The sequence below is a fragment of the Pseudomonas sp. KH_027 genome (assembly GCF_057838565.1).
This window is the reverse complement of the sequence record NZ_CM174470.1, coordinates 4,022,860-4,045,805: the sequence shown is the minus strand read 5'-3', so window position 1 is coordinate 4,045,805 and position 22,946 is coordinate 4,022,860. Positions and strand designations below refer to the sequence as shown.

The following is a 22,946-nucleotide window of genomic DNA, read 5'->3' as shown; positions in this document are numbered from 1 at the left end:
GCATTTTGGCATCAGGAGAACCCATGAGCGCGTTGCAACCCATCCCCGTCACGATCCTCAGCGGCTTTCTCGGCGCCGGCAAGACCACCCTGCTGCGTTATCTGCTCCAGGCGGAGCATGGTTTGAAGATCGCCGTGATCGAGAACGAGTTCGCCGCGACCGGTATCGACACCCAATTGCTCGGCGAAGGCCCGGTGCAGGTCATGACCCTGGCCAATGGTTGTGTCTGCTGCACCCTCCATGGCGACCTGGAACGGGCCCTGTACCTGCTGCTGGAGCGCCTGGACAGTGGCGAGATCGTCTTCGACCGCCTGGTGATCGAGTGCACCGGCCTGGCGGATCCGGCACCGGTGGCACAGACCTTCTTCGTCGACGAGGAGCTGCGCGAGCGTTACATCCTCGACGGCATCATCACCCTGGTCGATGCCGCGCATGCCGAACAGCACCTGCAGCAGACCATCGCCCAGGCGCAGATCGGCTTTGCCGATCGCCTGCTGGTGAGTAAGCGCGATCTGGTCGACGCGGCGGCGTTCGAGGCGCTCAGCCAGCGCCTGACGCGGATCAACCAGCGTGCGCCGATCCGTGTGGTTGAGCACGGGCGCATCGACCTGGCCGAGCTGCTCGATGTACGCGGCTTCAATCTGAATGCCGATCTGGGTGGCGTGACCTTGCGGCCGCTGCGACCGGCGAATGAAACGACGGCTATCGATCGGATTTCCAGCCTGGTGCTGCGCAGCGACAAAGCGCTGGATATCGATAGGCTCAGCGAGTTCATGAACGCATTGCTGGAGGAGCACGGCAGGCAACTGCTGCGTTACAAGGGGGTGTTGAATATCGCTGGCGAGCCACGGCGCCTGGTGTTTCAGGGCGTGCTCAAGCTCTATGGCTTCGACTGGGATACGGAGTGGCGCGAGGACGAAACGCGTGAAAGCGTGATCGTATTTATCGGCGACGACCTGCCGGAAGAGAAAATCCGTACGGGGTTTGCCGAGTCCTTGAGCTGAGCGTTTTTTAAGCGTGCCCGATGATCGTTCCCACGCTTGGCAATGATCGTTCCCATGCTCCGCGTGGGAATGCCTCACCGGACGCACCGGCGTCCGCTCTTGGACGCAGAGCGTGGGAAGGATAGATTGCAGAGCCAATAAAAAGCCCGGCATCAGCCGTAATGCTGTTCACTTAAGCATTTGAACGCCAGCCGGGCTTCCCCGAGAATCCGATGCCAGTCTTCCTGGTATCGGATTTTTTATGTCTTTCCAACAGCATCTGCTCGATCTGGGCGAGCTATTCAACTTCTCCGACCTGAGCACCTTCACCCAGAACATCCCAATCGAGTGGGTGGCGTCCGCGCTTGATCTTTCCTCTCAGGCCACCATCCGCCGTCGTCGGCTACCTGCCGATCAGGTGCTCTGGCTGGTGCTAGGCATGGCGCTCTTCCGCGATGAGCCTGTCCATGAGGTGGCCAGGCGTCTAAACATTTGTGCCCAGGGACTGGCTTCGGATTGCTTGCTGGCCAAAAGTGGTGTCACTGAGGCTCGCAAGCGGCTTGGCGCCGAGCCGGTCGAGTGGCTGTTCCGCAAAACTGGCAGCCAATGGGGAGGCGAACGCTATAGCGATGACACCTGGCGGGGGCTGCAGGTTTTTGCCGTGGACGGGGCACTCATGCGCACGCCCGATACGCCTGAACTACGGGACCATTTCGGGTCTGGCAATACCTCCACCGAGCGCCAGACGCCCTTCCCCATGATGCGTCTTGTAGCCTTGATGAATGTGCGCTCCCATTTGATTCTGAATGCCCAGCTGAGCCCCTATCGGCGCAGTGAAATGCGCCTGGCCGATGAGTTTTTGCAACAGATCCCCAACCATTCGGTCACGTTGTTCGATAAAGGCTTCTGGAGTGCTGATTTGCTGCTGAAAGTGGCCACGGCCGGTGACAACCGACACTGGTTGATCCCCGCTCGTCAGGGCCTGATCAGCGAGGAGGTGATCCGTTACGGCAAGCAGGATCGCCTGCTGCGTATGAAGGTTTCACCGCAGGCGAGAAAGCGTAACCCAGACCTACCAACCTACTGGGACGTGCGTGAAGTCAGCTATGCAGTGCAGGGCAAAGTGAAAACCGTCCTGACCTCGCTACCGGCCGACGCCTACAGCGCCGAAGCCGTTGCAGAGCTGTACCAGGAGCGCTGGGAAATTGAACTGGGCTTCAGGGATATCAAAAGCTCCATGCAGCAGAATGCCGCAACCCTGCGCAGCAAGAAGATTGACCTGATCTACCAGGAAGTTTGGGGATTGCTGCTGGCCTACAACATCATTCGTCGGGAGGCGAGTCAGGCGGCGGTAGCGTTTGGACGCACCCCGTCCGATATACGCTTCAAGCCGGCTTGCCAGTACATCGCCGTGCAGCTGATCGTGATGGCCGCTGCCAATCCACTGTCGGCAACAGGTAGACGCTTGTCGGCTTTGCGGGCGGGCATCGGAGGGTTGTTTCTGGATCACCGTCCAAGGCCATCACGACCAAGGACGGTGAAAATTTCCAAGACCCGTTACCCAGTTAACCGCAATGCTGCTCCGCTTAAGTGAACAGCATTACGGCATCAGCCGGGCTTTTTCATTTCAGCAAACAGCTATCAAGCGCCGTATACCGGCAGCTTGGCGCAGATGGCTTTGACTTTCTCGCGCACGCCGTCGATCACGGCTTCGTTGCTGAGGTCAGCCAGGATGTCGCAGATCCAGCCTGCCAGTTCCTTGCACTCGGCCTCTTTGAAGCCGCGAGTGGTGACCGCTGGGGTACCGAAGCGCAGGCCAGAGGTGACGAACGGCGAGCGTGGGTCGTTCGGCACCGAGTTCTTGTTCACGGTGATGAAGGCACGGCCCAGGGCGGCGTCGGCATCTTTACCGGAGATTTCCTGCTTGATCAGCGAGAGCAGGAACAGGTGGTTCTGCGTGCCGCCGGAAACCACGTCGAAACCGCGCTCGATGAACACGCCGGCCATGGCCTGGGCGTTCTTGACCACTTGTTGCTGATAGGTCTTGAACTCAGGTTGCAGAGCTTCCTTGAAACACACGGCCTTGGCCGCGATCACGTGTTCCAGTGGGCCGCCTTGGGCGCCCGGAAATACCGCGGAGTTCAGCTTCTTCTCGATGTCGGCGTTGGCGCGCGCCAGGATCAGGCCGCCACGCGGACCGCGCAGGGTCTTGTGGGTGGTGGTGGTGACCACGTCGGCGAACGGCACCGGGTTCGGGTAGACGCCAGCGGCGACCAGACCGGCGACGTGGGCCATGTCGACGAACAGGTAGGCGCCAACCTTGTCGGCGATGGCGCGGAAGCGCGGGAAATCCAGCACCTGCGAGTACGCGGAGAAGCCGGCGACGATCATCTTCGGCTTATGCTCGACCGCCAGGCGCTCGACTTCGTCGTAGTCGATCAGGCCGTTGCCGTCGATACCGTACTGTACGGCGTTGTACAGCTTGCCGGAGGAGCTGACGCTGGCGCCGTGGGTCAGGTGGCCGCCGTGGGCCAGGCTCATACCGAGGATGGTGTCGCCGGCGTTCAGCAGGGCCAGGTACACCGCGCTGTTGGCCTGCGAGCCGGCGTGCGGCTGAACGTTGGCGTAATCGGCACCGAACAGCTCCTTGGCGCGGTCGATTGCCAGCTGCTCGACCACATCGACGTATTCGCAGCCGCCGTAGTAGCGCTTGCCCGGGTAGCCTTCGGCATATTTGTTGGTCAGTACCGAGCCTTGGGCTTCCATCACCGCTGGGCTGGTGTAGTTCTCAGAGGCGATCAGCTCGATGTGCTCTTCCTGGCGCTGGGCTTCTTGCTCCATCGCGGCAAACAGGTCGGCGTCGTAGTTGGCGAGGGTCGTTTCACGGCTGAACATTGCAATCCCCTGAGAAAAATCAGCTGGGCGGTTGGATGAGCCTGTGCAGGCCCTAAGAGGGGGCGGATTCTACCGCATCTGTCGCGGGCTGGCACATGACGGTCGGTCATGTGCTGGATAAGTGCGCCTCATTGTGCCTGGCCGGTGTTTGGCGAATGAATCGGCCGGTCTGAGTTGGCCGCTGTCGCACGCATTGCAACAGCGCAAATTCCGTAGGCGCGGAGCATGTCCGCGATGCTTGAGGGCGCTTCGCGGGGCGGCAGCCGTTCCTTGCCGCTTAGCGCATTTCCCACATCCATGTGGGTTACAGGCCCGCTCTTACGAAGCGCAGCGGCTCAGCTCAGCATGAACAGTGCCGCGCCGCTGAACTGGGCAGTGAACTGGTTGGCCGGCATGGGTTTGCCGAACAGGTAGCCCTGGACTTCGTCGCACTCGTGTTCGCGCAGGAAGTCCAACTGCGCCTGGGTTTCCACGCCTTCGGCGATCACCGCCAGGTTCAGGCTGTGGGCCATGGCGATGATCGCGCGGGCGATCTGGGCGTCCTGTTCGCCACTGGGCAGGCCGTCGACGAAGCTGCGGTCGATCTTCAGCACGTCGATCGGGAACTGCTTGAGGTAGTTCAGTGAGGAGTAGCCGGTGCCGAAATCATCCACCGCGATGCTCAGGCCCAGGTGCTTGAAGCCAGCGAGGATCTGCATGGTTTCGTCGACGTTGCGCATCAGGATGCTTTCGGTCAGCTCCAGCTCCAGGCACGCCGGTGGAATGCCGCTTTCTTCCAGGATGCTGGCGATGCGCAGCCCCAACTGGCCTTCGGCGAACTGCCGGGCGGAGAGGTTGACCGATATTTTCGGCACCCGCACCTTGGCCTTGTGCCAGGCTTTGAGCTGGCGGCAGGCCTCGGTCAGCACCCAGTCGCCGACCTGCACCACCAACCCCAACTCTTCCAGTACCGGGATGAACTCGCAGGGCGCGACCAGGCCCCGGCGCGGATGCTGCCAGCGCAGCAGGGCCTCGACACCGGTCAGGCGTTGCCCGTTGCCGCTGAACTGCGGCTGGTAATAGAGCAGGAACTGCTGCTGTTCGAGGGCGTGGCGCAGGTCGCTTTCCAGCTCCAGGCGCTCAAGGGCGGTGGCGTTCATCGCCGCTTGGTAAAACTGGAAGTTGTTCTTGCCGCGCTCTTTGGCGTGATACATGGCCGTGTCGGCGTTCTTCATCAACTGGCTCAGCTCGTTGCCGTCCTGTGGACTCAAGGCAATGCCGATACTGGCGGTGACGAAAAACTCCCGGCCTTCGAGGATAAAGGGCTGCGACAGGCTGGAGAGAATCTGTTCGGCGACGTGAATCGCCCGGTTCAGCGCGCCCTCGCGTGTGACGTGCGGTTGCAGCAGCAGGGTGAACTCGTCACCGCCCATGCGCGCCACGGTGTCATCCTCGTCGACACAGGCGGCCAGGCGCAGCGCCACGTCCTTGAGCATACGGTCGCCGGCGGCGTGGCCGAGGGAGTCGTTGATCGGCTTGAAACGGTCGAGGTCGAGGAACATCAGCACCACCCACTCCTGGTGCCGTTCGGCATGCTGCAGGGCAGTGTGCAGGCGGTCCTGGAACAGCGTGCGGTTAGGCAGGTGGGTCAAGGCGTCGTAGTAGGCCAGGCGGTGGATGCGTTGTTCGCTGGCCTTGCGCTCGCTGATGTCGCTGAAGAAGCACACGTAGCTGACCAGATCGCCTTCGTCGTCCTGCACGGCGGTAATCCCGACCCAGGCGGGGAAGTTTTCGCCGTTGCGGCGCTTCAGCCAGACCTCGCCTTCCCAGCTGCCCTGCTGGTTGAGCTGGTTGAGGATGTAGCGCAGGTGATTGGACTGCTGGCGGTCGGCGGTGAGCATACGCGGCAACTGGTCGAGCACCTGCGCGCTGGAATAGCCGCTGACGCGGCTGAAGGCTTCGTTGACCTGGACGATATAGCCTGCCGGGTCGGTGACCAGGATGGCCGCCGTGGAGTGCTCGAATACCGTCGCGGCCATCCGCAGCTCTTTCTCGGCGCGGCGCTGTTGGCTGATGTCGCGGCCAACGCCGAGCAAGCCTTCGAAGCAGCCATGCTCGTCCCACATCAGCGTCAGGCGCAGCTCCACCGGAATCTTGCGACCATCGGCGCGCATGCAGTCGAACAGGAACAGCTGCGGCGGCAGTTGGTTGTGCAGCTCGTTCAGGCGTTGCGGGTCGCCGAGCGCCGTGCGTACGCGCTCCAGCAGTTGATAAAAACCGGCCAGTTGGCGTGGGTCGGCGGCGATGCTGTGGAAGTTGTGGGCGATCAGCCACTCGGCGCTGTAACCCAGAACCGGCTGGACCGACGGGCTGACGTAGTCGAGTTCCAGGCTGCTGTCGGTGGAGAAGATCATGTCGCTGATGCTTTCCGCCAGCAGGCGGTAGCGGCGTTCGTTGTTGCGCAACAATTCGCTGGCTTCGATCTGCTCGGTGATGTCCTTGGCCACCCCGATCAGGCGCTGGACGCGGCCAGCCGCATCGCGACTCAAGGCCTGTTCGCGGATATCGAACCAATGCCAGTTACCGTTGCGGTGACGCCAGCGCAATTGGCATTGCAGCAGCACGCTGTCGCCGACCACTTGCTGCAGGTTGCGCACGCGCTGGTACTGCTCGAGATCGTCCGGGTGCAGCACGACCTCCCAGAAATGTTCGCCCATTTCGCGCAGCTCGGCCTTGCTGTAACCCAGCTGCTGGCCGAGGCGGTTGTTGCTGAACAGCACCCGTTTGTTGCTCATGTCGTGCACGTAGAGGGTGTCCGGCACCGCGCGCACCACATCCGACCAGAAGCGTTCGCGCTCGATCAAGGAGAGTTCGACGCGCTTGCGGCTGGTGATGTCGCTGATGCTCAAGGTCACCGCGTGGTAATCCTCGACGCTTTCCGGCAGGCGCAGAACCAGCCACAGGTGGCGTTCGTGGCCTTGCGGGGTGACGATCTTGCTCTCCAGTTCGTACTGGTTCTGGTTGCCCAGCACGGCGGCGATCAGTTGCACGCGGATGCCGTCGGCGCGCAGCGGACCGCTGTCGATCAAGTGCTGCGAGGCCTGTTCGGCCGAGCTGACGCCGAGTAAGCGCAAGGCCACCTGGTTGCTCTCGGTGATCCGCAGGTGCTGGAGCAGTTCCGGGTGGCGCTGGGGATTGGTTTCCAGCCAGTGCACCAGACCGTCGTGGTCGCGCAAGCCCTGTTGCGACAGATACCCGCGCATGCTGGCCAGGTCCAGCACGCAGAGGGCCATGCCGCTGCCCTCGAAGATATCCTGGTAGCGCCGCCGGGTTTCCTGCAGCACGCGCAGGGCTTGCTGTTGCTCGGTGACATCACGCAGCACCCAGACATACCCGAGCTGCTGGTTGCCTTCGCTGAGGTCGCTGCGGGTCACGGTGAACAGGCGCCGCTGACCGTCCTGGGGTATTTCCACCAGGTCGGGCGTAAGGTCGTTCTGCATGCTTGGGCCGTGCAGCAGTAGCGGGCTGAGCCTGGGCAGCAGTTCGAGCAGGTGGCGCCCGTGGGCCTCGCTGGTGCTGAGGCCGAACAATTGTTCGGCCTGCGGGTTGAGGTAGCGCAGCCGGCCATCGCCATGGGTCAACAATACGCGTTCTTCGATGGCCCGCAGGGCGCTGGCCGCGTGTTGCACCGAACGGCGCGAGGCCGCGGTCAGTTCGTGCAGCAGGCGCAGCAAGGCGAGCAGGGTGAGTGCGGCGCAGAAGATAAACAGCAGAAACTTGCCGGCCAACCCAGGCAACAGTTCTGCCGTTGCCCGGCGTTCATCGAACAGGGTGCGCAACTGCCAGTCGCTGCCGGCCAGGGGCGTCAGCAGCAGGCTCTGCGCTTGCTCGGTGGCGGTGACGGGCATGGCGATGGAGCTGTTGTGTTGCGGTTCGGGATGGTGGGTGATCACGCGCTGGGCCAGGCGATCTTCGAGCAACCAGGTGTGGGCGGGGCCTCCACTCTCAGGCAGGCTATTGCGCAGCCCTTTTGGGTCTATGCGCACGACCCAGTAACCACTGGTTCGCGCCTCTGTCGTTTGGCGCAGCAGCAGGTAGATAAGGCCGCCGTCATGCCCGCTGAAGGTAAAGTGATAGGGTTGGCCGAGGTTGGCCTTCAGCAGGTTGGCCAGAAACGGCGCGTCGTCAGTGGCGTCCTGGCTGTCGGCCAAGACTTCGCCGCGCGGGCTCAGCCAGACCAGGCTGCGCAACATCGGATAGATCTCCCGCAGGCTGTTCAATAAGCTTTTACGTTGCTCAGGCTCAGGCTCCGGCGGGCGCAGGGCATTCTGACGCAGCAGGGCGAGGCCAGCATGGGCCTTGAACTCCATGGTCAGGGCCAGGTGCTCGGCCAACTGTTGACCGTATTCATGCTCGCGTTGCTGGCGATGCGCCTGATGTTGCTGCAGTTCCTGGTGCAACTGCCACAGCAACAGCCCGAGCATGAAGAGCACCAACAGCACCAGGGCGCCTTTCACCGAACCCGGCAAGGGACTGACCAGCGGATCGCCGGGCACGCGCTTGAAGGTGAATGGCTTGGGCTTGGGCACGAGCGAAGATCCTGCGGTAACTGCTTGTAAATAGGGCAGGTGGCGCGTCGCCGACTTTTGAGCCGGGCGCGCGGGCCGGCTAGCATGCCTATAAACCTGGCGAAGTGCCAGTTGGGCCGACGAGCGTCGGTTTGCCCCGTGGGGCACATTCCGATAGCTTTGCCGCATGCACGCGGGAGCGCGGGTCTATCCGTCGTCAGGCCCGCTCGGGCAACGCTGGGCTCCCGCCCAAGCAGTGGCATTGCGCTTTATCAGCAAGGGCCTGCCCACTGCCTGTCGCGCGCGCCCATTTCCGACGCGCGCTCTCGTTATCAAGGTCTGTCACAGAAGCTAGGTCCCTCATGTGCCTTATGTGGCAGAAATTTTGTCCATAACTTGTCGTGTGACGGCTGCAGGGTCCATATGGCACAGGTTTTCTGGATGCTAAGGGGGATTATTTACGACCCTGCTCCCCCAGCATTGTCCATAAGCTCTGTCGGCAAGCGTATTAATTGACACTTTTGGCTGCCTGGCCTTGGATGCTACTGCGCAACCTTTACGGACCCGTTTCTTGATAAGAGTACGAGGTTCCGGTTTTCTGGTGTGAATCTACCTCAAGGATGAGTATCTACTTCACCATCCCGGTGGCTTGAGAGTGAAAAATACCGTGGGCTGCTGGCTCCGGCCTCCGTGGGCAAACCCACCTAAACCTGGGCAGGGAACTCGACCATGGTAATTTCACTCATCCTCGGCATAGTGGTGGGGGTCGTGCTTGGCCTGACAGGCGCCGGCGGAGGCATACTCGCCGTCCCCGCGCTAGTGGTTGGCATGGGCTGGTCCATGCAGCAGGCTGCCCCGGTGGCATTGGTTGCGGTAGTCGGTGGCGCCGCGATTGGTGCCCTGGAAGGGCTAAGTAAAAGACTGGTGCGCTATCGGGGAGCGATCTTGATGGCGGTGACGGGTGTGCCGTTTACCGCCGTGGGCCTGCGCGTTGCGCAGGTACTCCCCCAGCCTTGGTTGATGGGGCTTTTCGGTATCACCCTGTTGTTTGTGGGGGGGCGCCTGCTCATGCAGAAGCGCGCGTTAGCCTCCACAGGGCTTGAAGCAACGATGCGCACTTTAGGTCGCATCAACCCGGGAACTGGCCGGTTTCAATGGTCTTGGGGCACGGGCTTGCTGCTGGGTAGCATCGGCGCGTGTGCGGGCTTCATGACCGGGCTACTGGGGGTCGGCGGTGGTTTCGTCATCGTGCCCCTGCTGCGTCGGTTTACCAATGTGTCGATGCATGGAATCGTGGCCACCTCGTTGACGGTCATTGCTTTGGTCGGCACTGGGGGCATTGTGGTCGCGCTGGCTCATGGTGCCGTGATGCCGGTAAAAGCCACGGTGCTGTTTGCGCTGGCAACGGCCATGGGCATGGTCGCTGGACGATACCTGGCAGCCCATCTTTCAGGCCAGCATGTACAGCGTGGTTTCGCCGTGGTGTTGATCAGCGTGGCGATAGGCTTGGTGACCCTGGCGATCTGTTCACGCTAGCGTTCGCGTCTTTCTTAAGCTCTGCTGACGGTCTGCTTTCCTGGCGGTCTCTTCGCTCGCTAGCCTCTTCTCCGAGGTCACTGGCTAACTCATCAAGCTGCTAAGAATCTGTGCAAAGACGGCTGCGTGTCGGCCATGCAGCGGATTAGCCGCAGGCTATCGGAAGGGTGGAAACTGGCGGTATTTGTCATTAAATGAAAAGTGGCTGTCGTCTGATGAGAAGCGCTCAGGCAGCCTGCGGCATACAGTCCAATCAACGCAAATCGACGCAATTCGCCCAGATCGCAGATTGGAGAAAAACAGGCATGGCCAAAGCCGTACGCTTTTACGAAACCGGTGGTCCCGAGGTCCTTCGCTATGAAGACGTCGAGGTCGGTGAGCCCGGCCCGGGTCAGGTTCGTCTTCGTCATGTAGCCGTCGGCCTGAATTATGCCGACACCTACTTTCGCAACGGTACCTACCCGATCCCAATGCCTAATGGCATGGGCGTGGAAGCATCCGGCGTGGTGCAGGCCGTGGGCGAGGGTGTGAGCAACGTGGCGGTCGGTGATCGCGTCACCTACACCGGCTTTCTCAACACCCTCGGTGCCTACAGCACCGAGCGCCTGATCTCGGCTGCGCCGCTGATCAAACTGCCGGAAACCATCGCCTTCGAGACTGCTGCGGCCATGACCATGCGCGGCCTGACCTCGTCGTACCTGATGCGCCGCATCTATGACTTCAAAGTCGGCGACAGCATTCTGTTGCACGCCGCCGCCGGTGGCGTCGGCCTGATCGTCTCGCAGTGGGCCAAGCTGCTCGGCCTGACCGTGATCGGCACCGTGTCCACCGAGGCCAAGGGCGAAGTCGCCCGCGCCCACGGCTGCGACCACATCATCAACTACAGCCACGAAGACGTCGCCCAGCGCGTGCGCGAGCTGACCGACGGCGTCGGCGTCAACGTGGTGTTCGACAGCGTCGGCAAGAACACCTTCATGGGCTCGCTGGATTCGCTCAAGCGCCGCGGCCTGATGGTTTGTGTCGGCACCGCGTCCGGGCCGATCCCACCGTTCGATCCGGTGATGCTGGCGATGAAGGGCTCGCTGTTCCTGACCCGCCCGGCCCTGGCCGACTACATCGCCGACCCGGCGGAGAAGGCCGCTCTGGCTGGTGAGCTGTTCGATCACGTTGGCAGCGGCCGGATCAAGATCGAGATCAACCAGCACTACACCTTGCAGGACGCCGTGCAGGCGCACCGCGACCTGGAGTCGCGCAAGACCACCGGCTCGTCGATCTTCGTCATCTGAGGAGGCAATAGTCATGCAAGTCGAACAACTGACCTGCGCCATCGGCGCCGAGCTGATCGGCGTGAACCTCGCCGACGCCATCCATGACGATGGCCTGTTTGCCGCCATCCATTCCCAACTGCTCCAGCACCGCGTGCTGTTCCTGCGTGACCAGAACTTCAGCCGTGCCGAGCACGTGGCCTTCGCCCGCCGCTTCGGCGAGCTGGAAGACCACCCGGTGGCCGGCAGCGATCCGGAGCACCCGGGTCTGGTGCGCATCTACAAGACGCCGGAGAAACCCAACGACCGCTACGAAAACTCCTGGCACTCCGATGCCACCTGGCGCGAGGCGCCGCCCATGGGTTGCGTGCTGCGTTGCATCGAGTGTCCGCCGGTAGGCGGCGACACCATGTGGGCGAACATGGCGCTGGCCTATGAAAACCTGCCGGCCGAGATCAAGAGCAAGATCGAAGGCCTGCGTGCCCGCCACAGCATCGAGGCCAGCTTCGGCGCGGCGATGCCGATCGAGAAGCGCCTGGCGCTCAAGGCGCAGTACCCGGATGCCGAGCACCCGGTGGTGCGCACCCACCCGGAAACCGGTGAGAAGGTGCTGTTCGTCAACGCCTTCACCACCCATTTCAGCAACTACCACACCCCTGAGCGGGTGCGCTTCGGCCAGGACGCCAATCCCGGTGCAGCCGACCTGCTGCGCTACCTGATCAGCCAGGCGTACATCCCCGAGTACCAGGTGCGCTGGCGCTGGCAGCCGAACAGCGTGGCCATCTGGGACAACCGCAGCACTCAGCACTACGCGGTCATGGATTACCCAGCCTGCCATCGCAAGATGGAGCGTGCCGGGATCATCGGCGACAAGACCTACTAAAACCCAGAACCGCCCGGCCAACCGCCCGTGGCGGTCCCCGAGCCCAGACCTAGGAGAAGCTCATGCAATTCTTCGACGATTCCCTGCACCCCGAAAACATGGAAAAGGTGGTGATCACCGTCGCTCCTTACGGCCCCGAGTGGATGCCGGAAGACTTCCCGGAAGACATCCCGGTGACCATGAACGAGCAGGTGCAGAAGGCCGTGGACTGCTACGAAGCCGGCGCCACCGTGCTCCATCTGCACGTGCGCGAGCTGGACGGCAAGGGCTCCAAGCGCCTGTCCAAGTTCAACGAGCTGATCGCCGGCGTGCGTGAAGCGGTGCCGGACATGATCATCCAGGTCGGCGGTTCGATTTCCTTCGCTCCCGAGAGCGATGGCGAAGCGGCCCTGTGGCTCTCCGACGACACTCGCCACATGCTGGCCGAGCTGACCCCCAAGCCGGATCAGGTCACCGTGGCCATCAACACCACCCAGATGAACATCATGGAGCTGCTTTATCCGGAGTACCTGGAAGGCACCTCCCTGGCCAACCCGCTGTACCAGGCGGCCTACAGCGAGATGACCGTGCCGGCCGGTCCGGGCTGGGTCACCGAGCACCTCAAGCGCCTGTGTGCCAACAACATCCAGCCGCACTTCCAGCTGACCGGCATCCATGCCCTGGAAACCCTCGAGCGCATGGTGCGCAAGGGCCTCTACATGGGCCCGCTGAACCTGACCTGGATCGGCATCGGCGGCGGTTTCGACGGCCCCAACCCGTTCAACTTCTTCAACTTCATCCACCGCGCACCGAACGGCGGCACCATCACCGCCGAGTCGCTGCTGAAGAACGTCCTGCCGTTCAACACCATGGCCCTGGCTATGGGCCTGCACCCGCGCGTCGGCATCGAAGACACCATCATCGATCAGCACGGCAAGCGCTTCACGTCCGTGCAGCAGATCGAGCAGACCGTGCGCGTGGCCCACGAGCTGGGCCGTGAAATCGCCAGTGGCCAGGAAGCGCGCGAGATCTACAAGATCGGCGTGCAGTACCACAGCATCGAGGAAACCCTGCTGGCCAACGGCATGGCGCCGAACCGCAAGGCCGGCCAGAAAGGCGTGCCGCAGCGCGGTTGATCGCGGAGTCAGCCCCCTGCCTGTCAGGGGGCGGACCATGAACAGGCTGTGAAAAAGCTTCTGCCACGTCCGTGGCCGCGCTTGCGCCACGCAGTAAGTCGGGGCAAACCCGCTCCCGCAGGGGCGGGGGCGAAGCTTTTTCAGAGTCTGGCGTGACACAAATCTGAATAACAGCAGTCAGCTATCAAGAGAGCGAGGAGGCAGCATGGCCTTTCACCACAGCACGGCGGATAACGACGTTGATACGTCGATTGGTATTCCGCGATCCTACGCGTGGATCGTCTTCGCGCTGACCTTCGGCCTGTTGATCTCCGACTACATGTCGCGGCAGGTACTCAATGCCGTGTTCCCGCTGCTGAAGGGCGAGTGGGCGCTGAGCGATGGCCAGCTCGGCCTGCTCAGCGGCATAGTCGCGCTGATGGTTGGCCTGCTGACCTTCCCCTTGTCGCTGCTGGCTGACCGTTTCGGCCGGGTCAAGAGCCTGGCGCTGATGGCCCTGCTGTGGAGCCTGGCCACCCTCGGCTGCGGCTTGGCGGAAAACTACCAGCACATGTTCATCGCTCGCTTCATGGTCGGCGTCGGCGAGGCCGCTTATGGCAGCGTCGGCATCGCCGTGGTGCTGTCAGTGTTTCCCAAGCACATGCGCGCCACCCTGACCGCCGCCTTCATGGCGGGCGGCATGTTCGGCTCGGTGCTGGGCATGGCCGTGGGTGGGGTGATCGCCGCCAAGCTTGGCTGGCGTTGGTCGTTCGCCGGCATGGCGCTGTTCGGCCTGCTGTTGGCGGCGCTCTACCCGATCATCGTCAAGGAAGCGCGCATTTCGCCCAAGCGTTTCGCCGTCGCTGCCGGCAATGCTGCCGAGAAGGTCAAGCGCCCACTGCGCACCCTGTATTCCAGCCGCTCGGTGATCGGCGCCTATGTCGGCAGCGGTTTGCAGTTGTTCGTCGGCGGCACCGTGATCGTGTGGATGCCGAGCTATCTGAACCGTTACTACGGGATGGGTACGGACAAGGCTGGCGCTCTGGCGGCGGTCATCGTGCTGTGCAGCGGCGCCGGGATGATCCTCTGCGGCATGCTCAGCGACCGCCTGTGCCGTCACTCGCCGGAGCGCAAGATCGCCCTGGCCATCGCGTACTGCTTGGGCAGTTGCCTGCTGCTGTCGCTGGCCTTTGCCCTACCGGTCGGACCGGCCCAGCTGGTGCTGATCGGTCTGGGCATGTTGATCGCCGCCGGCACCACCGGCCCGGCCGGCGCCATGGTGGCCAACCTGACCCATTACTCGGTACACGGCACTGCTTTTGCCACCCTGACCCTGGCCAATAACCTGCTCGGGCTGGCGCCGGGGCCGTTCATAACCGGTAAGGTGTCCGACCTCATCGGCCTGCAGGCGGCCTTCCAGCTGGTGCCGCTGATCAGCATCGTGGCGGCGGCAGTGTTCATCTACGCCAAGCGCCACTACCACAACGACATCGCCCGTCTGAAGGGCGAGGGCGTCAATGAGAAGGCTTGCGAAGCCGCGCTCGAGGTGCAGCCGTGAGTCGTAGTCTGCGTCTCGATGTGTTCTTCGACTTCATCTGCCCCTGGTGTCTGATCGGTAAGCGCCAGTTGGAGCGCGCGCTTGCCCAGCTGCGTGCCAACCAGCCGGATGTCGAAGTCGAGCTGGTCTGGCATGGCGTGCAGTTGTTGCCGCACCTGCCGGCGCAGGGCGAGCCCTTCGCCGAGTTCTATCTGAACCGCTTGGGCAGCGCTGAAGCCGTGCGCATGCGCCAGGGCCAAGTGCAGCAAGCCGCCGCCGCGGCCGGGCTGGCCATCGACCTGAGCGGCATTGGCAAGATGCCCAATACCGCTGATGCCCATCGCCTGCTGCAACTGGCCGGCGCAGTGGCCGAGCCGGCCCAGCGCGATGCCCTGCTGGAGCGCCTGTTTGCCGCCTACTTCCATAACGCTGAGGACCTCGGTGATGGCGCCACCCTGTTGGCCATCGCCGAGTCCTGCGGCTTCGAGCGCGCGGTCGTGGCCGACAGCCTGCGTGGCGATGCCAGCCCATTCGTCGGCACCGCCGCCGGCATGGGCGCCAATGGCGTGCCCTATTTCATCATCGACCGGCGCCAGGCAGTGTCTGGTGCGCAGCCGGCCGAGGTTCTGCTCCGTGCTATGCACGAGGCCCTCGCGTATAGCTCTGCCGGGATTCAGCCGGCATGAGCCGGCGCATTGAGGTGCCGGCCGAGAAGGTACCGGCACCCGGCATGCGCGCGCTGTTCGAGTCCGAGGACAACAGCCTGGCGCTGTTCAATGTCGCCGGCCAGCTTTACGCCATCGACGACAGTTGCCCGCACCAGAGCGCCTCGCTCTGTGGCGGCCGTCTCGAGGGGCGGGTGATCCAGTGCTGTGCCCACGGCCTGCGTTTCGATCTGGCCAGCGGCTACCTGCTCAACTCGACCAAGCTCAAGGTCGCCAACTACCCGGTCGAGGTGGTCGACGGCCGGGTGTTCATCGTTATTGTTCCCGAGGAGTCCGCGCTATGAGCGCCATCGCTCTTGCCCAGATCAACAGTCGTGCGCGCGAACTGGCGCCGGGTTTCATCGTCAGCCTGATCGTCGCGGCGGCGGCGACCTTCCTCTCCGAGCACTACGGCGCGCCGGTGATGCTGTTCGCCCTGCTGCTCGGCATGGCGCTGAACTTCCTCGCCGGCGACGGCAAGTGCAAGGCCGGCATCGAGTTCACCGCCCGCAGCGTGCTGCGCATCGGCGTGGCCCTGCTGGGTATGCGCATCACCCTTGAGCAGATCGCCGCGCTGGGCTGGAAACCGGTGGCGCTGGTGGTGATTCTGGTGGTGGTGACCATTCTGGTGTCGGTGGTGGCGGCCAAGGCCCTGGGCTTCCAGCGCCTGTTCGGCATGCTCACCGGTGGCGCCACCGCCATCTGCGGCGCCTCGGCGGCGCTGGCGCTGGCTGCCGCGTTGCCCAACCATCCGCAGAAGGAACGCGCCACCCTGTTCACCGTGATCGGCGTTTCGGCGCTGTCCACCGTGGCCATGATTGTCTACCCGATGATCGCCAACTGGTTCGGCCTGTCGCCACAGGAGGCTGGGGTGTTCCTCGGCGCCACCATCCACGACGTGGCCCAAGTGGTCGGCGCCGGCTACAGCATGTCCACCGAGACCGGCGACACCGCCACCGTGGTCAAGCTGATGCGCGTGGCCATGCTCCTGCCGGTGATCGTCGCCGCCGCCATGATCACCCGCATGCAGGGCGCCGACCCGACCGGCAAGCGCCCGCCACTGCTGCCCTGGTTCGCTGTCGGTTTCCTGGCCCTCGCCTGCATCAACAGCACTGGCTGGGTGCCGTCGGTGGTGCAGGGTGGGGTCAACGAGCTGTCGCGTTGGTGCCTGGTCGTCGCCATCAGCGCCCTGGGTATGAAGACCCAGCTCAAGGAGCTGGCTGCGGTGGGTATCAAGCCAATCCTGCTGATGGTCGGCGAGACCGTGTTCCTCGTTGCCCTGGTGCTGCTGTTGCTGCACTGGGGCTACTGATGTCGTCCGTCGCATAACAGTAAGTGGATATCAGGGCACCGCGCTTCCCGTGCAGCCCCCGGATCGCCAGCGTTAACCAAGAGAATCGCTATGAGCAAAGCCCCACGCGTTACCCCGCCGGCCACAGTCGCCAAGCCCCGTGCGACTGCCAGTGGCGGTCGACGTAAAAAACCAGATGCAGCACCCGTGGGCGATGTGCTGGAGCACGAACTGGCGGCCACGGCGGTGAACCATACGCTGGCGGGCACCCCGTTGCTCGGCGTGCGTTCGGCCGATCTGCTGGGGGCTGCCGGCGCGCTGGTCAAGGCCGTGGGCAAGACGCCACTCAAGGCCGGTCTGCATATGGGCAGCTACCTCAAGGAGCTGCGCGATATCCTCGGCGGGACCTCCAGTGTGGCGCCCAATCCCAGGGACAAACGCTTCGCCGACCCGGCCTGGCAATCCAACTTCCTGCTGCGCGCCCTGATGCAGAGCTACCTGGCCGGCAACGACGAGATGAGCCGGTTTATCGCCTCGGCCAGCCTCGATCCGCTGGACAAGGGCCGCGCCCAGTTCATCGCCTCGCTGCTGGGTGATGCGCTGGCGCCGAGCAACCTGCTGCTGACCAACCCGACGGCCCTGCGCAAGCTGGTCGATACCGGTGGCATGAATCTGGTGCGTGGCGTGCGACAGTTCTCCCACGACCTGCTGAACAACCGCGGCATGCCGGCGCAGGTCGACAGTGAGCCCTTCAAGGTGGGCGAGAACGTCGCCACGGCCAAGGGCCAGGTGGTGTTCCGCAACAAGATGTTCGAACTGCTGCAGTTCGCCCCGACCACGGAAAACGTCCATGCCCGGCCACTGGTGATGTCGCCGCCGCAGATCAACAAGTACTACGCCATCGATCTGTCGCCGGATAAAAGCCTGATCCAGTGGATGCAGGACAGTGGCGTGCAGCTGTTCGTCATCAGCTGGCGCAACCCGACGAGCAAGCACCGTGACTGGGGACTCTCCGAGTACGCGCTATGCCTCGACCAGGCGGTCGAAGTGGCGCGGGACATCACCGGCAGCCCGGATGTGAACATGTGGGGCTCCTGCTCGGGCGGCATCACCCTGGCCGCCTATCTGGGCTGGCTGGCGGCGCGCGGCGAAGGCGAAAAGGTGGCCAATACCTGTTGGGCGGTGTGCGTACTCGACATGCCGGCGGCACTCGACGATACCACCCTCGGTCTCTTCGCCACCCCGGCTGCACTGCGGGCGGCCAAAGCCAGTTCGCGGCGCAAGGGGGTGCTCAGTGGCCAGGAAATTGCGCGCATGTTTGCCTGGATGCGGCCCAACGACCTGATTTGGAACTATTGGGTCAACAACTACCTGCTCGGCAACAAGCCGCCGGCGTTCGACATCCTGGCGTGGAACAACGACACCACGCGACTGCCGGCCCAACTGCACGCGGACTATCTCGATCTGGTGCGGCTGAACCCCTACAGCAACCCGGGGACGATGCAGATCGCCGGCATTTCGATCGACATGAGCAAGGTCAAGGTCGGCGCCTATGTGGTCGGTGGTAGCACCGACCACATCACGCCGTGGCAGGGGTGTTATGGCACTGCCCGGCTGTTCGGCGAGGACACGACCTACGTGCTGTCCAACGCCGGCCACCTGCAGAGCCTGGTCAACCCACCAGGCAATCCCAAGTCGTATTTCTACGCGGCGCCCGCGACCGCCCGCGATCCGGAAACCTGGCTGCAGAACGCCGGCGAGCGCCACAGCGGCAGCTGGTGGCTGCACTGGCGGGAGTGGATCCAGCAGCGTTCGGGAGCCAGCCAAACGGCTCCGCTGCAACTCGGCTCAAGCCAATACCCGCCCCTGTGCGCGGCCCCCGGCAGTTACGTACTGCAGCGCTGAAGCAGCCGGCTCCCATTCAAGCAGAGGAACTTCATGAACAAGATTTATCCTGATGCCCATGCCGCGCTGGCTGGCATCACCCACGACGGCATGACCATCGCCTCCGGCGGCTTCGGCCTGTGTGGCATTCCCGAGGCGCTGATCGACGCCCTGCGCGAAACCGGCAAGACCGGCTTCACCATCATCAGCAATAACTGCGGGGTGGATGACTTCGGTCTCGGCCCGCTGCTGTTCAGCCGGCAGATCAAGAAGATGATTTCCTCCTACGTGGGCGGCAACAAGGAGTTCGAGCGTCAGTACCTGGCTGGCGAGCTGGAGCTGGAGTTCACCCCGCAAGGCACCCTGGCCGAGAAGCTGCGTGCCGGCGGCGCCGGCATCCCGGCTTTCTACACCCGTACCGGCTACGGCACGCTGATCGCCGAAGGCAAGGAGACCCGCCAGTTCGATGGCCACTGGTACGTCATGGAGCGTGCGCTGACCGCTGACGTGGCGCTGATCAAGGGCGCCAAGGCCGACAAGGCCGGCAACCTGATGTTCAACAAGACCGCGCGCAATTTTAATCCGTTGGCGGCCAAGGCTGGCCGGGTGTGCGTCGCCGAGGTCGAGGAAATCGTCGAGATCGGTGAGCTGGGCCCGGATCAGATCCACCTGCCGGGCATTTATGTGCAGCGGCTGGTGCTCAACCGCCATCCTGAAAAACGTATCGAAGTCCGTACGGTGAGGAACTGATCATGGCCTGGACCCGTGAAGAAATGGCGCAGCGCGCCGCCCAGGAACTGCAGGATGGTTTCTACGTCAACCTCGGCATCGGCCTGCCGACCCTGGTCGCCAACTACATTCCCGAGGGCATGGATGTCTGGCTGCAGAGCGAGAACGGCCTGCTCGGCATCGGTCCGTTCCCCGGCGAGGAAGAGCTTGACGCCGACCTGATCAACGCCGGCAAACAGACCATCACCACTCTGCCGGGCAGCAGCTTCTTCGACAGTGCCGAGAGCTTCGGCATGATCCGCGGCGGCCATATCAATTTGGCCCTGCTCGGTGCCATGCAGGTGTCGGAGGAGGGCGACCTGGCGAACTGGATGATCCCCGGCAAGATGATCAAGGGTATGGGCGGCGCCATGGACCTGGTGGCTGGGGTCAAGCGCGTGGTGGTGCTGATGGAGCACACCGCCAAGGGTGGCACGCACAAGATTCTCGAGCGCTGCGACCTGCCGCTGACCGGTGTCGGCGTGGTCGACCGCATCATCAGCGACCTGGCCGTGCTGGATGTCACCTCGGACGGTCTGCGCCTGGTGGAAATGGCGCCCGGCGTGAGTTTTTCGGATCTGCAGGCCGCCACTGGCTGCGAGATCCGGCGTTAAGAGTCGCGCCCCGTTATTCCATGGCGGTGCGTGGCACTTTTCCGGGGGGGTATTTCCCCGGAACCTTTACGGCGGCTGTTTCGGCAGTCGACCGTTTTTTATTTCAGCGCGACGCCCCGCCTGGCGCGGCTTCGCCTTCATCCCGGGTCTGGCAACCGCTTGCCGTACCGCAAGCCAACTTCATTCACCACTGAGGGAGTAAACCGAAGCAACCGAACCGATTCGTCATAGCACCCGCCATAACAATAAAAAAGCGAGGAGAGGGAAGATGCGAACGATAGTGTTGGTGTGTCTGTTGTGCCTGCAAAGTTCACTGGCCTGGGGGGAGGGGCGCAGTATCCAGCAGTTGAGTGAACTGGGCAGTCGCAGCCAACTGCTGTGCGCCAGTGCCCTGCTGTATTTCAATCCGCTGGAGCGCGAACCCGATCCGCGCGGCCTGACCGCGGTGTTTTACCACCTGCAGAGCCTGGATACGACCATTGTGCAGCTCGGCCAACCGGCAGCGCTGGTGTCGCCGCTGCGGGTCATGCAACGCGTCTTCAGCGAGCTGGACGGCCTGCCCAGGAGCCAGCGCCAGCGCTATCCGCAGCTGGTTCAGGAGTTGCTGGCGCAACAGCGGCAATTGCGCAAGGCCGCCGCCGATCTCCAGGCGCCGCTGAGCCCGTCCGAGGTAGAGGTACGTCTGCCCCTCAACGCGCAGAGCAATGCGCTGGCCAGCTTGTTGCTGGATTACCAGCTGCGCCATTACCCCTTGCCGGACAAGATGCAGCTGCCCATGTCGGGCGAGGCGTTGCAGGCACTCGACCGGAGCATCGAACAGGGCTTCGATACCCTGCTGGCGCGCTATCCCGAGCACGTCGATGTGCTGCGCAAGCTCAAGAGCAACTACCATTTCGTGCGCGCCGAACTGCAGCAGAGCACGAGCCAGACCCATGGCGGTGCCGAATTCTATCTCGGGCGCGCCGTCACCGATCTCGATGAGCTGGCGCAAGCCGTGCTGGTGGCGGGGGAGGCGTCCGCCGTTGCTGCCCAGGCAGATCCGCTGCACCCGTCCAGCAACTGACAAGGAACCTATGCACGGATCGTTTTGTGCGGATTACCGGTGTGTCATCGGGCAGCGGTCTGGACAGCGCTCGCTCCCAGGGTAGCGGCGCCGTATCGCGGTCCAGGGGTGGCGCGGACTGAAGTCCGCGCTACGGCCTGCAAGTTCCGTTGGCGTTGTTCGGCTCGCCCTACTTGCGCGGCACGATCTTGTTCGCGTTACGCCAGGCCGCGGGCGGCATGCCGAACTGCGAAATGAACCAGCGGGTAAATGAGCTCGGCAAGGAGTAGCCGAGCATGTCCGCGATACTCCCCAGGGAGTAGCCGGGGTTTTCCATGTAGCGAATCACCAAATCGCGGCGCACGCCATTGATCAGTTCGCTGAAGGTGCTCCCCCCTTCTTCCTCCAGACGACGTTGCAGGGTCCGCACGTTCATGCCCTGGGCCTGGGCAATCTGTTCGATGGTGGCACGCCCCATCGGCAGCAGCAGGTAGATGGCCTTGCGCACGTCCAGCTCCAGCGAGTGTTCGTTGGTGCTGTTCAGTGAGTCCAGGTAGCGCTGCGCATGCCGTGCCATGGCCGCATTGGCCAACGGGTTGGCGGCGTCCAGGTTGGCGGAGGGACAGACGATGCCGTTGAACTCGCTGCCGAACTCCAGCTTGCAGGCAAAGATACGCCGGTGCACGGAGAGATCCGTGGGGGCCTCATGGGTGAAGTTGGCGCTGGTCGGATGCCAGTGCGCGCCCAGCAGAGCGGCGCAGAAGCGGTACATCACGCCGATGGCCAGCTCGATGGCCTGGCGGCTATGCGTGGGGTACTCGGTGACCACCTCCTCGCGAATGATCACCGTCTTGCCGGCTTCCTCGATGAAGATCGCCAGCGAATCATTGAGCAGATGACGGTATTGCACGATTACCTGCAGGGCTTCGCGCAAGCTGTGTTGATGGCTGAGCAGCAGGCTGACCTCGCCGAAATCGGAGAGCTGGCGCAGCTCGGCCATGCGCAGGCCGAAGGTTTCGCAACCGCTCTGGCGGGCCGACTCTTCCATCAGGCTGACGGCGGCCTCGACCGGAATGCGCTGCTTGGGGTCGTTCAGCATGGCCAGGCTGAGGCCTGCCTGGGACAGCAGCGGTTGCACGTTCAGGCCGCAGTGGCGGGCCACTTCCAGGTAATTGGTCAGTACGGCGGAACGGGCTAGGACGGTCATGGTGTGGCTCGCTTGCGGGAGGTTACAGATCAGTTCGCAGGAATCGGACGAGCTTTTAGTTTATAGAAGCATTGTCGTGAAATGAAAAGTGTCTGACAGCAAAAGCGAAGCGAGCGGGTAGGCGCGTTTTTACACTCCAGAACATTCTGCTGGGTTAATCCCCCCGGCATAGCTAGCCCCAGGAATCCGCTGATTCGTGATTTGCCCTGCCTTGCGCGGTTCAGTGACGGTTGGGCCGTGCTTCGAGAATGTCATCCCGATGGCCAATACCGCGGCCCCATTCCAGGAGTTCAGATGCGCATCAACATGCCCCTCAGTGGTCGGGAATGTACCTACCCGGTCAATCAACGTCTGATTTCAACCACCGACACCCACGGCAAGATCACCTATTGCAACGACGAGTTCGCCCTCGTTAGCGGCTTCAGTCGTGAACAGCTGATTGGCAGCCCGCACAACCTGGTGCGCCACCCGGACATGCCGGCACAGGTGTTCGCGCAAATGTGGGAATACCTCAAGGCGGGCAAGAGCTGGATGGGGATCGTCAAGAACCGCTGCAGCAACGGCGACCACTACTGGGTCAATGCCTACGTCACGCCGATTTTAGACAACGGTCGGGTGGTGGGTTTCGAGTCGGTGCGGGTCAGGCCGGATGCCGATCAGGTGCGCCGCGCCGCAGCCCTCTACGCCCGCCTGAAT

17 protein-coding genes and 1 pseudogene are annotated in these 22,946 nt (G+C 63.2%); 15 read left to right on the top strand and 3 right to left on the bottom strand.

All coding sequences use genetic code 11. The features are described from left to right. Positions 1 to 23: 23 nt before the first annotated feature. Both yjiA and AC3IYG_RS18860 read left to right on the top strand, forming a co-directional pair. Positions 24 to 1,004: a GTPase gene (gene yjiA, locus AC3IYG_RS18865; RefSeq protein WP_489311018.1), complete on the top strand. Its 981-nt coding sequence runs from the start codon at positions 24 to 26 to the stop codon at positions 1,002 to 1,004. Positions 1,005 to 1,245: 241 nt separating this feature from the next. Next, positions 1,246 to 2,577, top strand: coding sequence for an IS4 family transposase (locus tag AC3IYG_RS18860; protein ID WP_489309617.1), 1,332 nt, complete (start codon positions 1,246 to 1,248; stop codon positions 2,575 to 2,577). A 47-nt stretch (positions 2,578 to 2,624) separates the two neighbouring features. On the opposite strand, the gene glyA is transcribed toward AC3IYG_RS18860, so the two are convergent. After that, the gene (gene glyA, locus AC3IYG_RS18855) at positions 2,625 to 3,878 is read right to left on the bottom strand and encodes a serine hydroxymethyltransferase (protein WP_489311016.1); all 1,254 of its coding nucleotides are present in this window, start codon (positions 3,876 to 3,878) and stop codon (positions 2,625 to 2,627) included. 335 nt (positions 3,879 to 4,213) lie between these two features. Further along, positions 4,214 to 8,341: a sensor domain-containing protein gene (locus tag AC3IYG_RS18850; RefSeq protein WP_489313958.1), complete on the bottom strand. Its 4,128-nt coding sequence runs from the start codon at positions 8,339 to 8,341 to the stop codon at positions 4,214 to 4,216. 813 nt (positions 8,342 to 9,154) lie between these two features. Here AC3IYG_RS18850 and AC3IYG_RS18845 point away from each other — a divergent pair. The 12 genes from AC3IYG_RS18845 (at position 9,155) to AC3IYG_RS18790 (ending at position 21,064) form a co-directional block, all read left to right on the top strand. Further along, positions 9,155 to 9,961, top strand: coding sequence for a sulfite exporter TauE/SafE family protein (locus tag AC3IYG_RS18845; protein WP_489311014.1), 807 nt, complete (start codon positions 9,155 to 9,157; stop codon positions 9,959 to 9,961). Between the two features lie 305 nt (positions 9,962 to 10,266). Further along, positions 10,267 to 11,247, top strand: a complete 981-nt coding sequence (locus AC3IYG_RS18840) for a quinone oxidoreductase family protein (protein WP_489311011.1) — start codon at positions 10,267 to 10,269, stop codon at positions 11,245 to 11,247. A gap of 13 nt (positions 11,248 to 11,260) precedes the next feature. After that, positions 11,261 to 12,109 carry a TauD/TfdA dioxygenase family protein gene (locus AC3IYG_RS18835; RefSeq protein WP_489311009.1) on the top strand — a complete coding sequence of 283 codons (849 nt, stop codon included), beginning with the start codon at positions 11,261 to 11,263 and terminating at the stop codon, positions 12,107 to 12,109. Between the two features lie 62 nt (positions 12,110 to 12,171). Further along, the gene (locus AC3IYG_RS18830) at positions 12,172 to 13,224 is read left to right on the top strand and encodes a beta-keto acid cleavage family enzyme (RefSeq protein WP_489311007.1); all 1,053 of its coding nucleotides are present in this window, start codon (positions 12,172 to 12,174) and stop codon (positions 13,222 to 13,224) included. Between the two features lie 205 nt (positions 13,225 to 13,429). After that, positions 13,430 to 14,761 carry an MFS transporter gene (locus AC3IYG_RS18825; RefSeq protein ID WP_489311006.1) on the top strand — a complete coding sequence of 444 codons (1,332 nt, stop codon included), beginning with the start codon at positions 13,430 to 13,432 and terminating at the stop codon, positions 14,759 to 14,761. After that, positions 14,758 to 15,426, top strand: a complete 669-nt coding sequence (locus AC3IYG_RS18820) for a DsbA family oxidoreductase (RefSeq protein WP_489311004.1) — start codon at positions 14,758 to 14,760, stop codon at positions 15,424 to 15,426. Before AC3IYG_RS18825 ends, AC3IYG_RS18820 begins: the two co-directional genes overlap by 4 nt. Continuing rightward, entirely contained in the window at positions 15,423 to 15,749 is a 327-nt protein-coding gene (locus tag AC3IYG_RS18815; protein WP_489311002.1) for a Rieske (2Fe-2S) protein, read from the top strand. The genes AC3IYG_RS18820 and AC3IYG_RS18815 overlap by 4 nt, the downstream gene beginning before the upstream one ends. Beyond that, the gene (locus AC3IYG_RS18810; RefSeq protein WP_489311000.1) at positions 15,746 to 16,756 is read left to right on the top strand and encodes a YeiH family protein; all 1,011 of its coding nucleotides are present in this window, start codon (positions 15,746 to 15,748) and stop codon (positions 16,754 to 16,756) included. Before AC3IYG_RS18815 ends, AC3IYG_RS18810 begins: the two co-directional genes overlap by 4 nt. 90 nt (positions 16,757 to 16,846) lie before the next feature. Next, entirely contained in the window at positions 16,847 to 18,640 is a 1,794-nt protein-coding gene (locus AC3IYG_RS18805) for an alpha/beta fold hydrolase (RefSeq protein ID WP_489310998.1), read from the top strand. Positions 18,641 to 18,673: 33 nt separating this feature from the next. Continuing rightward, positions 18,674 to 19,369 (top strand): CoA transferase subunit A, encoded by a 696-nt coding sequence (locus AC3IYG_RS18800; RefSeq protein WP_489310996.1) that lies wholly within the window; start codon positions 18,674 to 18,676, stop codon positions 19,367 to 19,369. Positions 19,370 to 19,371: 2 nt separating this feature from the next. Further along, a complete protein-coding gene (locus AC3IYG_RS18795) occupies positions 19,372 to 20,001 on the top strand; it encodes a CoA transferase subunit B (RefSeq protein ID WP_489310995.1) in 630 nt (209 codons plus the stop codon). Between the two features lie 268 nt (positions 20,002 to 20,269). Further along, positions 20,270 to 21,064, top strand: coding sequence for a hypothetical protein (locus AC3IYG_RS18790; protein WP_489310993.1), 795 nt, complete (start codon positions 20,270 to 20,272; stop codon positions 21,062 to 21,064). Between the two features lie 169 nt (positions 21,065 to 21,233). Here the strand turns inward: AC3IYG_RS18790 and AC3IYG_RS18785 are convergent, their stop codons facing one another. Further along, on the bottom strand, positions 21,234 to 22,250 hold the full coding sequence (locus AC3IYG_RS18785) for an AraC family transcriptional regulator (protein WP_489310991.1): 1,017 nt from the start codon (positions 22,248 to 22,250) through the stop codon (positions 21,234 to 21,236). A gap of 294 nt (positions 22,251 to 22,544) precedes the next feature. On the opposite strand from AC3IYG_RS18785, the pseudogene AC3IYG_RS18780 reads away from it, so the two are divergent. Continuing rightward, positions 22,545 to 22,874 (top strand): annotated as a pseudogene (locus tag AC3IYG_RS18780) (PAS domain-containing protein); the annotation flags it as partial. Positions 22,875 to 22,946: the final 72 nt, after the last annotated feature.

Excerpts from the sequence above, each read along its gene's own strand:
- yjiA (WP_489311018.1), top strand. The coding sequence starts at position 24 with ATGAGCGCGTTGCAACCCATCCCCGTCACGATCCTCAGCGGCTTTCTC.
- AC3IYG_RS18860 (WP_489309617.1), top strand. The coding sequence starts at position 1,246 with ATGTCTTTCCAACAGCATCTGCTCGATCTGGGCGAGCTATTCAACTTC.
- glyA (WP_489311016.1), bottom strand. The coding sequence starts at position 3,878 with ATGTTCAGCCGTGAAACGACCCTCGCCAACTACGACGCCGACCTGTTT.
- AC3IYG_RS18850 (WP_489313958.1), bottom strand. The coding sequence starts at position 8,341 with ATGCTCGGGCTGTTGCTGTGGCAGTTGCACCAGGAACTGCAGCAACAT.
- AC3IYG_RS18845 (WP_489311014.1), top strand. The coding sequence starts at position 9,155 with ATGGTAATTTCACTCATCCTCGGCATAGTGGTGGGGGTCGTGCTTGGC.
- AC3IYG_RS18840 (WP_489311011.1), top strand. The coding sequence starts at position 10,267 with ATGGCCAAAGCCGTACGCTTTTACGAAACCGGTGGTCCCGAGGTCCTT.
- AC3IYG_RS18835 (WP_489311009.1), top strand. The coding sequence starts at position 11,261 with ATGCAAGTCGAACAACTGACCTGCGCCATCGGCGCCGAGCTGATCGGC.
- AC3IYG_RS18830 (WP_489311007.1), top strand. The coding sequence starts at position 12,172 with ATGCAATTCTTCGACGATTCCCTGCACCCCGAAAACATGGAAAAGGTG.
- AC3IYG_RS18825 (WP_489311006.1), top strand. The coding sequence starts at position 13,430 with ATGGCCTTTCACCACAGCACGGCGGATAACGACGTTGATACGTCGATT.
- AC3IYG_RS18815 (WP_489311002.1), top strand. The coding sequence starts at position 15,423 with ATGAGCCGGCGCATTGAGGTGCCGGCCGAGAAGGTACCGGCACCCGGC.
- AC3IYG_RS18810 (WP_489311000.1), top strand. The coding sequence starts at position 15,746 with ATGAGCGCCATCGCTCTTGCCCAGATCAACAGTCGTGCGCGCGAACTG.
- AC3IYG_RS18805 (WP_489310998.1), top strand. The coding sequence starts at position 16,847 with ATGAGCAAAGCCCCACGCGTTACCCCGCCGGCCACAGTCGCCAAGCCC.
- AC3IYG_RS18800 (WP_489310996.1), top strand. The coding sequence starts at position 18,674 with ATGAACAAGATTTATCCTGATGCCCATGCCGCGCTGGCTGGCATCACC.
- AC3IYG_RS18795 (WP_489310995.1), top strand. The coding sequence starts at position 19,372 with ATGGCCTGGACCCGTGAAGAAATGGCGCAGCGCGCCGCCCAGGAACTG.
- AC3IYG_RS18790 (WP_489310993.1), top strand. The coding sequence starts at position 20,270 with ATGCGAACGATAGTGTTGGTGTGTCTGTTGTGCCTGCAAAGTTCACTG.
- AC3IYG_RS18785 (WP_489310991.1), bottom strand. The coding sequence starts at position 22,250 with ATGACCGTCCTAGCCCGTTCCGCCGTACTGACCAATTACCTGGAAGTG.